General features: G+C 28.1%; 12 protein-coding genes and 1 pseudogene. 3 read left to right on the forward strand and 10 right to left on the reverse strand.

Going from position 1 to position 13,992, the window contains the following annotated elements; all coding sequences use genetic code 11:
• Nucleotides 1-5: 5 nt before the first annotated feature.
• From lpxB to SR62_RS09430, 8 genes and pseudogenes are all read right to left on the reverse strand, one after another.
• The gene (gene lpxB / locus SR62_RS07825) at nucleotides 6-1,100 is read right to left on the reverse strand and encodes a lipid-A-disaccharide synthase (RefSeq protein WP_052785453.1); all 1,095 of its coding nucleotides are present in this window, start codon (nucleotides 1,098-1,100) and stop codon (nucleotides 6-8) included.
• The gene (locus SR62_RS07830) at nucleotides 1,097-3,940 is read right to left on the reverse strand and encodes a DEAD/DEAH box helicase family protein (protein ID WP_002893429.1); all 2,844 of its coding nucleotides are present in this window, start codon (nucleotides 3,938-3,940) and stop codon (nucleotides 1,097-1,099) included. The genes lpxB and SR62_RS07830 overlap by 4 nt, the downstream gene beginning before the upstream one ends.
• Before the next feature lie 122 nt (nucleotides 3,941-4,062).
• Nucleotides 4,063-5,571: a caspase domain-containing protein gene (locus SR62_RS07835; protein ID WP_147502343.1), complete on the reverse strand. Its 1,509-nt coding sequence runs from the start codon at nucleotides 5,569-5,571 to the stop codon at nucleotides 4,063-4,065.
• 1 nt (nucleotide 5,572) lies between these two features.
• Nucleotides 5,573-8,035, reverse strand: coding sequence for a DNA methyltransferase (locus tag SR62_RS07840; RefSeq protein ID WP_147502344.1), 2,463 nt, complete (start codon nucleotides 8,033-8,035; stop codon nucleotides 5,573-5,575).
• Nucleotides 8,036-8,064: 29 nt separating this feature from the next.
• Nucleotides 8,065-8,295 (reverse strand): annotated as a pseudogene (locus SR62_RS07845) (lipid-A-disaccharide synthase); the annotation flags it as partial.
• Nucleotides 8,296-8,391: 96 nt separating this feature from the next.
• Complete coding sequence (gene peb3, locus SR62_RS07850) at nucleotides 8,392-9,144, reverse strand: AcfC family glycoprotein adhesin PEB3 (RefSeq protein WP_002886243.1); 753 nt, start codon at nucleotides 9,142-9,144, stop codon at nucleotides 8,392-8,394.
• Nucleotides 9,145-9,285: 141 nt separating this feature from the next.
• On the reverse strand, nucleotides 9,286-10,368 hold the full coding sequence (locus SR62_RS07855) for an MFS transporter (protein WP_261791853.1): 1,083 nt from the start codon (nucleotides 10,366-10,368) through the stop codon (nucleotides 9,286-9,288).
• Nucleotides 10,359-10,580, reverse strand: a complete 222-nt coding sequence (locus SR62_RS09430; RefSeq protein WP_100621794.1) for a glycerol-3-phosphate ABC transporter — start codon at nucleotides 10,578-10,580, stop codon at nucleotides 10,359-10,361. The genes SR62_RS07855 and SR62_RS09430 overlap by 10 nt, the downstream gene beginning before the upstream one ends.
• A 254-nt stretch (nucleotides 10,581-10,834) precedes the next feature.
• On the opposite strand from SR62_RS09430, the gene surE reads away from it, so the two are divergent.
• The 3 genes from surE to SR62_RS07870 are packed head-to-tail and all read left to right on the forward strand — an operon-like array spanning nucleotide 10,835 to nucleotide 12,702.
• Nucleotides 10,835-11,611 (forward strand): 5'/3'-nucleotidase SurE, encoded by a 777-nt coding sequence (surE, locus tag SR62_RS07860; RefSeq protein ID WP_002854555.1) that lies wholly within the window; start codon nucleotides 10,835-10,837, stop codon nucleotides 11,609-11,611.
• Nucleotides 11,601-12,260, forward strand: coding sequence for a tRNA cyclic N6-threonylcarbamoyladenosine(37) synthase TcdA (locus SR62_RS07865; protein ID WP_002860322.1), 660 nt, complete (start codon nucleotides 11,601-11,603; stop codon nucleotides 12,258-12,260). The genes surE and SR62_RS07865 overlap by 11 nt, the downstream gene beginning before the upstream one ends.
• Complete coding sequence (locus tag SR62_RS07870) at nucleotides 12,244-12,702, forward strand: GNAT family N-acetyltransferase (RefSeq protein WP_002857453.1); 459 nt, start codon at nucleotides 12,244-12,246, stop codon at nucleotides 12,700-12,702. The genes SR62_RS07865 and SR62_RS07870 overlap by 17 nt, the downstream gene beginning before the upstream one ends.
• A 62-nt stretch (nucleotides 12,703-12,764) precedes the next feature.
• On the opposite strand, the gene panD is transcribed toward SR62_RS07870, so the two are convergent.
• Entirely contained in the window at nucleotides 12,765-13,145 is a 381-nt protein-coding gene (gene panD, locus SR62_RS07875) for an aspartate 1-decarboxylase (RefSeq protein WP_002857482.1), read from the reverse strand.
• Nucleotides 13,142-13,990 (reverse strand): pantoate--beta-alanine ligase, encoded by an 849-nt coding sequence (gene panC, locus SR62_RS07880; RefSeq protein WP_100621791.1) that lies wholly within the window; start codon nucleotides 13,988-13,990, stop codon nucleotides 13,142-13,144. The genes panD and panC overlap by 4 nt, the downstream gene beginning before the upstream one ends.
• Nucleotides 13,991-13,992 lie beyond the last annotated feature (2 nt).

Raw genomic sequence — 13,992 nt, forward strand, 5'->3', positions numbered from 1 at the left:
TCCTTTTATATTTCGCTTAGGATTTTTGCTAAATTTTTAGCACTTCCAAATTGTAAATATTCTTTTAAAAAATCAACTTTAGCAAAAAATGCCTTATAATCATATTTATTATAAGCTTCATATAAATTTAAAACATTGACTTTATCTTGTAAAAATTCAGGATTTAAAGCTTCTTTTTTAGCAAAATCACAAAAAATATTTGCAAGTCCTATGTGTTTTAATTTTACAAAAAGTTTTGCAATAAAAATATCAATAGCCTTTGCTTTATAAGCAAGAACAAAAGGAGTTCCCACCAAAGCCGCCTCTAAAGTAGCCGTTCCACTACAAATAAAGGCAAAATCAGCTTTTTTAAGCACTTTTGGGGTATTACTTTCTATCTTAAATTCGCCAATATCACCATAAAGTTCTAATTTTTCAAGATTAAACGGGGGAACGCAAAGAATTTTTTCACTCTTAAATTTTTGCGAGAGTTCTTTAAAAATAGGCATCAAACGCCTAATTTCACTACGCCTTGAACCTGGTAAAAAGGCTATAGTTTTTTCATCATCTTTTTTTGAAAGTATATTGTTAATGTCTTCTTGATTTTTAAATTCTTTTATCTCATCTAAAAGTGGATGGCCTACATAAGTGCTTTTACTAAAAAATTCACTATCAAAGGGCAAAATAGAAGCTAAAATATCAAAATGACTTTCTATGATAGGTATGCGACCTTTTTTCCACGCCCAAACTTGAGGCAAGATATAATAAATGCGTGGAATTTTGCTACCTGCTTTTTTTAAAGCCTTGGCAAAAGGTATGTTAAAAGCGGGCGAATCTATACATAAAATCCCATCCATTTTTTGAGTAAAACTTAAATTTACAAGCTCTTTTATAGCTTTTTTTGACTTAAAAATCAAAGGTAAAACCTCTATAAAACCCATAGCACTAAACTCATGTGAGCTATAAAGTGGCTTAGAATTTAAATCAAATTCTTTGCATAAACTCTCATCATAAATCCCATGAAGTTCAAATTTGCCAAAGTCTTTTTTATAAGCTTTTAAAACTTCTTTTAAATGCAAATTTGCTGAAGGCTCTAAGGCGCAAACTAAAAAGGTTTTCATCTGAAAATATCCTCTATATTTGATCTAACAAAATCTTTTATTTCTTCTGAAGTGTTGTTGATATTTTTGTTATAAAAAAATAAATTTACTTTTATGTTTTTATCTTCATAAGTTAAATTTTTATTTTCAAATATTGCTTTAAAGCCTTTTAATTTAAATCTAGGATTATCTTCTATTTTTAAGCCTTTTGGATCTATAAAATATATAAAAAAATCTCCACTTTGTTTGTCTTTCAACCAAAATATAAAATCAGGGTAAAATTTTCTTTCTTTTTGCTGTTCTTCATCAAAATAAGGGATATAAATTTCATCTTGATTTTCTATCAATTTAGAAAAATACCATTCATATTGTTCAAAAAAAGACAAATTTAAATTACTTTCCAAATCTTCCAAAAATTCTTTTTCACTTTTATTAGAAATGGCAAAATTAATCTTATTTTCTTTATCATTTTTATTGTAAATGATTAAAGGGTTGTAATAATGCGTGCTAAGTTTTGCACTAATTATATAATTTTGCACTTCCTTGTTTTTTTGACTTTCTTTTATACCTTGCATTAGCTCATCTAAATTTATTTTTTTATTTTCAAAGTCTGCTTTCCATTCATCTTCGCTTTTTGCATTTAAAACATCTTTTATAGTCTTATTAATTTTTTGAACAGTTTCAAAATCTAACTTTGCTTGTATATTTCTATGGTGTGTTATTTCTTCTTCTAGCTTTACAAATTTATCCAAAACTTTAGCATTAGAATTTAACACACTATTGATTGTTTTTAAGGTTGTTTTTTCATTAAATTCTACTCTATCTCCTGATAATTGTATTTTACTTTCTTTACCATCGCTAAATTTATAAAATTCTTCTAATGTAGAATATTTAAAATTTTTATACAAACACTGCTCTAAAATCAAAACATCCTCATCATAAGATTTTATAAATTCTTTTAAAGATTTTGCTTCTTTTTCTGAAATTTTATAAATGTTTTTTAGTTTTGCTTCGTTTTTGTATTTTGGCACAGGTAAATTAAACGACAATTTTGTTTCTTTAAATCCTTTTAAATGCCTACTTTCCATAAATTCGCATTCTATACCCTCTATAATAGCTTTTATGGCTTCATTATCACTTGCCATTACAAAAAGAGTTTCTAAACTACATGCTAAATTTACACATCGCTCATCAATTTTAAACATCTCTTTTAAAGTATTTAACCTCTTTCTTATATTTAAGAAAGGTTCTATTCTAACACCTCTTCCTATAGTTTGTAAAACATATTTTTTAGCATTAATACTGCCTATATTGATAAAAGAAATTAAATTTACGCGATTGCTATCCCAACCTTCTGAAAAAACCTTACTTCCTAGCATTATATTGATAGAAGATTGTGAGCTATTGATGTTTTCAAAATGACTTTGTGATATATCGCTTATGCTTTCTACCCCAAGCTCAAGTAAAAAATCTTTTTCCCATTCTTTTGCATTTGAAATATTTAAAAGCATGAAAGGTTTGTTTGAATTTTTACTCTTAAAAGCTAATTCTTTATCATTTCCTTTAATACTATAACATTCTAAATTTGCATTTGCGTTTGCATAAAAAATATTTTCTCTAAGTTCATCGTTATTTGCATTTTTTATATATTTCAAAAAATCATTGCTTAGCGTATTTATACCAAAATGCAAATTTTGATTTTGAAGTTTTTTATAAAGCTCTAAAGCTATATTACCTATATCTACTTTATTTTTTAATACATTATACACTGCCTTAAAATATGCTTTTATACCCGCATCTTGAGTATTTACTTTATCAGAAACTGCTATGATTAAAGGATTATGATATTTAAAGTCTGATCTTTTTAAAAACAATTCTTCTTTTGATTTTACGATCGCATTGAATATTATAAAACTTTCTAAAATCGTTTTAATTTTTACTTCTTCGTTATTTTCACTTTTAAAATCTAAATTCTCATTTAAAACTGCTATATTTTTACCATATCCTTCTTGATTGAATTTTTGAAGATTATAATTATAAGCACAAGTTATAAAGTCTATTTCATCTTCAAAAGTGGCAGAAAAATTAAAAACAAAGCCTTTTGGAAATTCATCTTCTTTGATAAAACCTCTAGCAAGCTCATGATAATAGTTTTTTCTTAGTGATGTTTTACTATCGCCTCTATGAGCTTCATCTAACAATATATACCAACCATCTTTATTAAGATAATTTTTATAATTTAATCTTTTTGCTTTTTTATCTTTGCCTACATTTTCTTCACTCTCAAGTAAATCACTTCTTGCAAAATACACCACCGCTTCATTTAACAAACTAGCTTCTTTTTCTATGCTTTCAAAATCTTTTAAATCTTTTATTTTGATAAAATTGCTGTGATAATTATTGTATTTAGTTATATTTGCTTTGAATTGATTTAAAATCTTATCATTTGGTGCTAAAAGCATGATGGGTTTTTTAGGTAATTGATTATTTTTAATAAATTCATGTATCAAAGCTATAAGTTTAATCATAACTATAGTTTTACCACTTCCTGTAGCCATCCAAAATGAAGCTCTTGCGATATGTTCTTTTTGTAGTTTTAAATTCTCACTTTCATCTTGATAAAATTCTAAAAGTCTTCTGCGTTCTTGATTATATTCATGCGAATTTAACTCATCTTTCATATAAAAAGAGAGTATAGCTAAAGCATTTTTAACACTTTCTTGCTGATAATATTGCAAATTTATAGTTTGAGAAAAGCTCTTAAAATCGTAACTTTCATCAAGCTTTTGCACTAATGATTTATCATTTATAAATTTATTTAACAATAAATGTTTTTTTATATTTTGCTTTGCTTTAGCCATTACTTTTCCTTTAAAAACTTCTTTATATATTTCTTATAGAATTTTTCATCTTATAAGTAAGCTTTTATTTACATTTTTTCTTTTGAAAATTTTATATTCTTATAAATATTTTTAATTGCTATTTACTCTCTAATTTTTAAACCTTCTTGTTTTAAAATATTAAAAATATTATCAATAATTTTTTGATTATAGTTTTTTATTATTATTTGAATTTTATCTAAGATCTTATCTTTATCGCAAAAACTTTCTTTGCTTTTTATCCAATCTTCAATATTTATTTTATCCCAACCACACCAATTGTTTTGATAATATTCAATTATATTACTATAAAAAACAATATCAAGATTATTATGAAAATTAATAATATTTATCAAATATCTATTAACATTATTAATATTTTCTTTGGGATTAAGAGATATACCAATACCTATTGGCAAAATATCATCTACTAAACAAATAGAATTAACTATATTTCTGTATTTTTGCACCTCTTTTTCTTCATATTCTTCTCTTGCAAACAATCCAATAGTTCCTGATAATGATTGTCCAAACATTGCCTCATAAGCATTTCGAGGTTTCTTTCTTTTTGGAGCCCACTCTGTAGTAATATAAGTCTCTTGTCTATATCCAAGATTAATAAAAAAATGTTTTTTATTTTTTTCTATTTCATTATACAATTTATTAATATTATCAATATTATAATCATTGAGTTTTTCGATTTTTATATCATAAATTAACTTTATATCATCATTAAACATATTATTGATATTATTTTCATCAAAAATATATTCAATATTTTCTCGTGCTACATCCTTGACTATATACTTTTTAGATAAAGATTTAAGCTGTTCTGCTATATCAACCTTATTATTTTCTATTTCTTGAATAATGTCTTCACCATTATTTGCCATGAGATTAATGTTTTCAAATTCTTTTTGTATAGATGTAAGCTCACTGAGAAAAATTTCAGTTGCATTAGATTGATGTACAAAAAATGGTGTTTGAAGTTCATTTTTATCACTAAAATAATCGACAATATAGGATTGAACATCTACATATCGAATAGAATCTGTTTTATGCGCCAAAATTGATTCTATAACAGCATTTGTAAAATAACTACCCTTATCATCGCCCATCGAAGATTGATTATTCATAGAAGAAAAGAAAAAATAACATTTTTTAAAAGAATGTTGAGTTAAACTTTTTTCAATATACGCTTGCTTAAATTCTTTGATATATTGTTGTCCCGATTGACAAGCATCAATTATTTTAATTACCATTTCCGTATCTAAACTTTTAAGCATATTATCCAATTCATTATTAGATAAACTTGTTGTTTCAAATTGCTTATCAGTAAAATTAATTGGTAAATAATAAAATTGCTCTTTAAATACTCCGTGTCCAGTGTAATAAAATAGCAACTCATTGATTTTGGATTTTTCAAGTTCTCTAATAATTTTTGATAGTCCACTTTTTAATTGTTCACTTTGGTAATTTTCAAAAATATGAATTTCAAATTTTTTACTCAAGCTTAATATTTTTTGCATAGAACTAATATCTTTTCTACAAAAATGTAATTTATTTAAATTTTGATATTCAGAATTTCCCACTAGAATTGCTATATTTTTCACTTTATTTTTCCCACCAAATTAGATTTTTTAATTTTGGATATTTAATTAAGTCTATATTTTCTAAATTTATAACCTCATCGTTTTCAAATTTGCAAGATTTTATGCCGTTGTTATCTATAAAAATATTTTTGATTTTAAGTCCTAAAAGATTAGACATCGTTAAAAATATATCTAATTCTTTATCGTAAGCATTCATATCAAGGCATATATTTTCACCTTTTTTGAGTGCTTTTATGAGTTTGCGTGATTTTCTATAATCTATGAGTGAATTTTCATCAAGTTTGTATTCACAATTTTCTAAACTTTCTTCATAGCCTTCAAGCTCATAGTATCTAAAAGCACCACCACCTTTAAAATTTATCATTTTAGAAAGAGATGATCTTCTTTTTTTGTCTATAGCGTAAAATTCAATATCGCCAGCTATAACATTCTTCATTCTTCCAAGCAAACCTAGTCTATATTCGTATTGTTTAGTATCTTTATTAAATGTCAAATATTTTTCATAAAAATGCTCTCCCATTTCCACACCCAAATACTTTCTATTTAATTTATGAGATACCACCAAAGTAGTTCCACTACCTACAAAAAAATCCATTACAACACTATTTTCGTCAGAACTAGACTGTATTATTCTTCTTAACATATTTTCCGGTTTTTGTGAGCTATAAAAAGATATATTTTCACTAACTCTCATTTCAGATTGAGTAAAAGAATACAAATCATTCCAAATATCACCCAATGGATATATTTTTTCATCTTTAATATCAATCTTTTCATGACATAATTTACCATTTTTCCATATTTGAACATAATATTCATAATCTGTTATTTTCTTAGGTGTTTCAATTGTAGAAATTCCTATTAAATCAAGCTGCCCCAAATTTAACAAAGAAGAATTTCTATTTGGCTTCCACAGTTTATTGAAAATGCTATTTGTTTTTTTCAAAAAAAGAATAGTTGAGCTTTTTAAAACAAAATTATTACCAAAGCTTTTATATCCAAATAAATCAGCTTCTTCATCTTTGGTGGCATTTGTATCAAATGTAATTTTTTTACACTCCATTTCTCCAAAAAATTCGTTCAGTAAAATTCTCCCAAAATAATCAGCATTTTCATCCAAATGCAAATAAAAATTTCCTTTATCACTTAAAAATTCTTTTGCCAACTCCAAGCGATTGTGCATTAAAGAAAGCCAAGTGCTATCTTGAAATTTATCTTTGTAGTCAAAGTCGCTTCCTGTGTTAAATGGCGGATCTATGTAGATTAGATCTATTTTACCTTGATATTTTGGCATTAAAGAATTAAGTGCTTGAAAATTATCTGCTTTTACAAGCTCTCCGTTTAAAATTTCATCTAAATTATCAAATGCACTTAAAAGTTTATAGTAGTTTTCTTCACTTAAATACTTTGTATCAAATGGTAAGAATTTGTATTTTTCATCGTTTATGGCTTTTATATCAAATTCATCATTTATGAAATTTAATTCTTCCCATTCCGCGATTTGCTCATTAAAATTTACATCTTTGTAGATGGATTTTAAAATTTCATCAGCGTTATTTGAGTATGATTTAATAGTATCTAAGCTAAATACATAGTGAACATTTTTAGCAAATTTTGGCTTTAGCCATATAGCTTTTAACTCATTTTCAAAGTCAGCTATCAAGTCAATGATATCAAAAGCGATTTGTTTTAGATCATTGATCTCATCTATCTTTTCTTTAGTCCATTCAGTAATGCTATCATTCACATAAGAAAACAACCACAAATCAAATTGTTCTTTTAAAAATTCTTTCGCATTTTTATGTATGAAAAAATCTACTTCATTTTGTTTTTTATAAGTTTTAAAAAGCTTTTTTAGCTCTTCTTCTTTTATGTTTATTTGTGCATTTTTTAAAGTCTTTAAAAAAACATCGCTAAATTCACTTGAGTTTTGTTTAAATACATTTGCGCCATCATTATTTTTAGAATTTATCACTTTTATGTTTATATTATCATCTTGTATATTTTGCAAATAAAAATTGATTTTACTTTTATTATTATCAGCATTTTGCTCATACTCATCGGTAAGAAAATTTAAAGTATATTTTTTATCTTCACTTTGCAAGCTTAAAGGATTGTAAATAGTATCTGATTTTACATAGTATAAATTTTGTGTTTTATAAAAAAGACTTGTGTCTTTTGAGTTTGAATATACCCTTGCATAGATATTTTTATACATAGGCGTATCGTAAAAAAACGGCGTTCCTGTTTCGTTTAAATAAGTGCTAAAAAAATTATAAAGCTTATTATAAGTATCTGTATAAAGCTTTTGTGTATCTAAATAGTCTTTGATTTTTTGAAAATATTTTTCTTTTATAACAAGTAAATTTGTAAAACCATTTTTAGCTTGATTTTGCGAGCTTTTGATTTTCGCACCTAAATAACAATCCTCTAATTTTGAATAAAATGCTTTTTTATAATTCATACTTTACCTTTATATTTGCAAGTTAAAATAATATCTTTTTTTGACTTAAAAATCAAAGGTAAAACTTCTATAAAACCCATAGCACTAAATTCATGTGAGCTATAAAGTGGTTTAGAATTTAAATCAAATTCTTTGCATAAACTCTCATCATAAATCCCATGAAGTTCAAATTCACCAAAATCTTTTTTATAAGCTTTTAAAACTTCTTTTAAATGCAAATTTGCTGAAGGCTCTAAAGCACAAACTAAAAAGGTTTTCAAAAAATTTCCTTATCAATATTTTAAACATTTTATCTTATTTTGACTTAATTAAAAGAAGTTATGCAAGAATACACGCTAAAAAGCGTGTATGAAGATTTATTCTCTCCAGCCGTATTTTTTAAAAATTTCTTTAGCTTCCTTAGAACTTAAATAAGCAATAAAATCTTGTGTTTCTTTGCTCGCACCTTCTTTAGCTACCACATTAAAAGTTCTATAAACAACCAAATCTTTTTCTATAGCTACGGCAGTTCCTATGTCAGGATTGCTTTTTGACCAGTCAATCCAAGTGATCCAAGCATCGGCTTGATCTTGTGCGAAAAGCTTTCTTGCACTTCCACTATTTGGAACAAAAGCTACGATATTGTTTCTAAAATTTTGTATGGTTTTTATATCTTGAGTTCTACCTATCATATCTTCCCAAACTCCCGTTCCAGAAGTATTGCTCTTTCCAGCACCTTCAGGCACAACGATTCTTACTTTTTTATTGGCCAAATCTTTTAAACCTTTGATTTTTAAAGGATTGCCTTTTTGAGTAAGTATGATGGCTTCTCTAAAATACAAAGGCTTGATTTTACTCACATTAAAATCTTTCCCAAAATCACTTGCTATAGCTAAAGCCGATTGATCTGAAGCGCCAAATAAAATATCTGCATCTTTTTTAGCTTTTTCAAACCAAGTCGCTTGAGGACCAAAATTTACATTCACTTTAACGCCTGTTTTTTCGCTATATTTACTTGCTATATCTTTTAAGGCCGTGTGTGGGCCACCTGGTCCGTAAAGATTTACATCTGCGTTTGCCATACTAAAAGCTAAGGCACATGCACCAAATAAAGTAATAATTTTTTTCATAGTATTTCCTTTTATGATAAATTTTTATTGATTGAAGGTAAGATTTTAGAAATTATATGTTAATAAATAGTTATAATGTAACAAAAATATTATTAAAATCTAACTTTTGCTTGGTATTTTTGCAAGCAAAAGTTAAAATTGTTATTGATACTTCTTTTTAGCGCTAAAATGACATAAAGTAGAGCAAAGTATACAAAGAATACAAGCACTAAGGAGCATGATAAGACCAGCATTCCAACTACCATAGTAATCCACAGCCCAACCTATAGCTTTTGTTCCAAGTGAAGCGCCGACTACATAACTCATAAAGCCACGAAGTCCTACACAAGATCCTACTGCAAAAGCAGGAACGACTTCCATAGTTTGCATACTTGCTAAAAATTGTGGTATATAGACTAAACACCCCGCCATAGCTGCAAAGAAAATAACCATATAAAGATTATTTGAAGTAAAATATCCAATAATCATAAAGAAAATAATCACCATGGCGCCTATAGCAGGAGGCATTCTATAGCCTTTAAAAATTTTATCTGAAATATATCCTGCAAGTAAAGTAGAAGGTATAGCAGCCCATTCAAAAAGCCAAAAGGCAATACCTATTTGTTCTTTATTAAAGCCTTTTGTTTCTAGCAAGTAAATAGGAAGCCAAGAAATAAGCCCAAAACGCACCATATAAACAAAAGTATCCATCCAAGCCACATACCAAGCATTTTTGTTTTTAAGTACATAATGATAAAAAATTTCAAAACTGCTTAAATTTGGAGTTTCTATAGCTTTGATTTCTTCTGTTTTAATCCCTCGCATTTCATTGATTTCAGTAATATCAACCAAACCTTCATTTTTAGGATTTCCTTTAACTGCATAAAGCGCATAAAGACTAATGATAACTGCACAAGCAGCAGGAGTATAAAAATGATTCATGTGCCAATATGTTTCGTTAAAATTTGCCATACTCACACCCAATAATGCTGCCAAAGCAAAACCTGAAAGCGAAACTATAGGAGCAACTATCCCGCCTCCTATATTATGTGAGATATTCCAAACGGCCGTGTAAATTCCCCGCTCTTTTTTAGGATACCAGTTTGCAAGAGTGATAAAAGAAGGACCTACCCCCATACCTTGAAAAACCCCAAGCGCGATAACAAAACCTACATAAGCGTAAAAAGAATTTGAAAAACCAAGTAAAACATTTACAAGAGCACATAAAATAAGACCTAAAGCCATGATTTTTTAGGATCAGCTTTGTCGTTTATAACGCTCATTGCACCCTTGCTAATCCCGTAAGCTATAAGCATTGAGCCTGTGATTGTTCCGATGTCTGATTTACTGAGATTAAGTTGATTTTGTATAAATGGAGTTGAAAGAGTGATATTATTTCGCACAAGATAATATCCCATATATCCTATAAAAACCCCACTTAAACTCCAAGTTCTCATTTTGTAATATCTAGGTAAAATTTCCTAAAGAGGAAATTTAATAGCTTTTGCCTTAGGTTTGAAAAAATCAAACATATTTAAACCATCCTTACTAACTTTATATTTTTATAGTTTAAATAATGTTAATCGATATAAAATAAAAAAATAATTAAAAATAATACGAAATTTATATAATTTAAAAATTAAAATTTTATACTATGAAGCTTTAAAAAAATATGTTAAAATCCAGATTTTTATCTTTTGCAAGGAAGACAATGAAAGAAATTCTTATCACTAATGACGATGGTTATGAAAGCGAAGGACTTAAAAAACTCATTAAGATGTTAACAAAAGAATTTAAAGCCAAGATCACCATAGTAGCTCCTGCTAGTGAAAAATCAGCTTGTTCGCACTCTATAACCCTAACCAAACCTTTGCGTTTTGTTAAAGTGGGAAAAAGATTTTACAAACTTGATGATGGCACTCCAGCAGATTGTGTTTATCTTGCTTTGCATGCTTTATACAAAAAGCGTTTGCCTGATCTTGTAATAAGTGGGATTAATAAAGGTGCTAATGTAGGCGAGGATATTACCTACTCAGGAACTTGCGCAGGAGCTATGGAGGCGGTTTTACAAGGAATTCCTGCTATCGCTCTTTCTCAATTTTATAAAAAAAGCGAAAAAGAACTAGACTATAAAAATGCTTTACAAATTACCAAAAAAATCATTCAAAATATTTTTGATAAAGGTTTTCCTTTGGAAAAAAAAGAATTTTTAAATATCAATTTTCCTGCAAAATCAAAAATCAAAGGCATTAAAATTTGTAAAGCAGGCAAAAGGGTTTATAATTTTGAAGCCCATTCAAATGTCAATCCGAGAGGAGTAGAGTACTATTGGCTTGCAGCGGCGAATTTAGACTTTGAAGATGAGAAAAATAGCGATATTGCCTTACTTAAAAAAGGCTACGCTACAATAACACCTATAATGCTGGATCTTACAGCTTATGAAAGAATGAAAAAAGTTAAAAAATGGTTAAAGGCAAATGATGAATGATAGATTTACACGTATAAAATGGCTAGTTGGAGAAGAAAAATTTCAAAAAATTTCACAAACAAAAGTTTTGGTTTGCGGACTTGGTGGAGTGGGTGGAATTTGCGTTGATGCGCTTTATCGTAGTGGTTTTAAAAACCTTACTTTAATCGATGCGGATAAATTTGAAATCACTAATCAAAATCGCCAAATTCATAGCGAAAATATAGGCGAAGAAAAGGCTAAAGTATTTGAAAGAATTTATAAGGTTAAAGGTATAGTCAGTAAAATCGATGAAAATTTTTTAAAAAATTTTGATTTAAGCGAGTTTGATCTTATCATAGATGCCATTGATGATATTCCTGCAAAAGTAGCTTTGGCTCATCTTATAGATTTTAAAAAACAAATTTTTATCTCCTCAACAGGTGGAGCTAGAAAGCTTGATCCAACACGCATTAAAACTACAAGTATTTTTAAAACTCACGGCGATGCTTTAGCGAAAAAATTTCGTTATGAGCTTAGAAAATCAGGCTTTAAGGGAAATTTTGATGTGGTATTTTCAGATGAGGAAGCGCATTGTAAAGATCTTGGATCTTTTATGGGTGTGACTGCATCTTTTGGTTTAGCCCTAGCCAGCTTGGCATTAAGAAAAGTTCTTGCTAAGAAAAGCTGATATTAAAGATTTAAATGCTTGTTTGTCGCTTTTTGAGCAAAGCGTAAAAACACTTTGTGCTAAGGATTATACAAAAGATCAAATTTGTGCTTGGATTAAAATTGATAGACAACAATGGGAAGAAAAATTTAAATATGATGAGATCTTTGTCTATGAAAAAAGAGGAAAAATCGCAAGTTTTATAAGTGTTAAACAAGAGCAGAAATTGCTTGATTTGCTTTTTACTCATCCTGATTTTGTTAGACAAGGTTTAGCACAAAATTTACTTGATTTTATTTTAAAAACTTATTTGCATAATGAAATTTACACTTTCGCATCCTTAAGTGCTAAAGATTTTTTCTTAAAAAATGGTTTTGAACTTATAAGGGAAAACAAGGTTATCAAAGAGGGACAAAATTTAAAAAAATTTTTAATGAAAAAAGATGTGGTTTATAAAAACTAGAAGTTAAGATAAGCAAAAATAATGGATTAAAAGATAGAAAAAATTACAAAAATAGCTAGATGTTAGAAAATAGCTCCGTGTTTTTCATAATTTGTTATTTTTGTAGCAGTGTTATTTTCATCCACAAAAACAACTTTTGGTTTAAATGTTTTTGCTTCTTCTTCATTAAAATCAGCATAAGACATGATGATCACCTTATCTCCCACTTCTGCAAGACGAGCCGCAGCACCATTTAAGCATACAACTCCTTCTTCTTGCGTGGCTATGGTATAGGTTTCAAATCTAGCGCCATTATTGACATTGACTACTTGGACTTTTTCGTATTCTAAAATTCCACTCGCTTGCAATAATTTTTCATCTATACTTATACTTCCTATATAATCAAGCCTAGCTTCTGTTACGCTTGCGCGATGTATTTTTGATTTGAGTAAAGTGATATTCATTTTAATCCTTGTACTAAAAAATTATCAATGAGTCTTGTTTTTCCAACAAAAGCAGCCACCGCTCCTAAAACATTATCAGTGATATTTTCGATATTTTCCATGGTGTTAAAATCGACTAATTCTATATAATCGATTTTGATTAGTTTTTCTTTTTCTAAAATATCTTTCATAGCTTGGATGATCTTAGAAGTATTTTTTTCTCCCTCTCGGACTAATTTTTCAGCCAAAAAAATGCTTTGAGATATAGCTAGTGACGCTTTTCTTTCTTCTTTGCTAAGATATACATTTCTAGAGCTTTTAGCTAAGCCATCTTCTTCTCTAATGATAGGACAAATTTGAATTTTTAAATCAAAATTTAAATCATCAACCATATGCCTAACGACTACGCATTGCTGCGCGTCTTTTTGCCCCATATAGACTATATCAGGGTTTAGGATATTAAAAAATTTAGTTAAAACCGTGCAAACGCCTCTAAAATGCCCCGGTCTTTTAGCCCCGCAAAGTTTATCAGTGATCGTATTCATATCTACATAGGTGCTAAAATTCTTAAGATACATTTGAGTTGCATCGGGGATAAAAACCATATCAACGCCATTATCTTGACACATTTTAATGTCGCGTTCTAAATCTCTTGGATAACTAGAAAAATCTTCATTAGGCCCAAATTGCATAGGATTTACAAAGATACTTACTATAACCTTATCTTGTGTTTTGGCATGTTTGACTAAACTTAAATGTCCATCGTGTAAAAAACCCATGGTTGGAACATAGCCTATACTAAGTTGATGTGATTTCCAATCTTTTGCAATTTGTTTTGCTTCTTTGACAGAAGTAATGACTTGCATAT

The organism is Campylobacter sp. 2014D-0258, assembly GCF_008000495.1.
GTDB lineage: Bacteria > Campylobacterota > Campylobacteria > Campylobacterales > Campylobacteraceae > Campylobacter_D > Campylobacter_D jejuni.

Excerpts from the sequence above, each read along its gene's own strand:
- surE (WP_002854555.1), top strand. The coding sequence starts at position 10,835 with ATGAAAGAAATTCTTATCACTAATGACGATGGTTATGAAAGCGAAGGA.
- SR62_RS09430 (WP_100621794.1), bottom strand. The coding sequence starts at position 10,580 with ATGAGAACTTGGAGTTTAAGTGGGGTTTTTATAGGATATATGGGATAT.
- panD (WP_002857482.1), bottom strand. The coding sequence starts at position 13,145 with ATGAATATCACTTTACTCAAATCAAAAATACATCGCGCAAGCGTAACA.
- SR62_RS07840 (WP_147502344.1), bottom strand. The coding sequence starts at position 8,035 with ATGAATTATAAAAAAGCATTTTATTCAAAATTAGAGGATTGTTATTTA.
- peb3 (WP_002886243.1), bottom strand. The coding sequence starts at position 9,144 with ATGAAAAAAATTATTACTTTATTTGGTGCATGTGCCTTAGCTTTTAGT.
- panC (WP_100621791.1), bottom strand. The coding sequence starts at position 13,990 with ATGCAAGTCATTACTTCTGTCAAAGAAGCAAAACAAATTGCAAAAGAT.
- SR62_RS07855 (WP_261791853.1), bottom strand. The coding sequence starts at position 10,368 with ATGGCTTTAGGTCTTATTTTATGTGCTCTTGTAAATGTTTTACTTGGT.
- SR62_RS07830 (WP_002893429.1), bottom strand. The coding sequence starts at position 3,940 with ATGGCTAAAGCAAAGCAAAATATAAAAAAACATTTATTGTTAAATAAA.
- lpxB (WP_052785453.1), bottom strand. The coding sequence starts at position 1,100 with ATGAAAACCTTTTTAGTTTGCGCCTTAGAGCCTTCAGCAAATTTGCAT.
- SR62_RS07865 (WP_002860322.1), top strand. The coding sequence starts at position 11,601 with ATGATGAATGATAGATTTACACGTATAAAATGGCTAGTTGGAGAAGAA.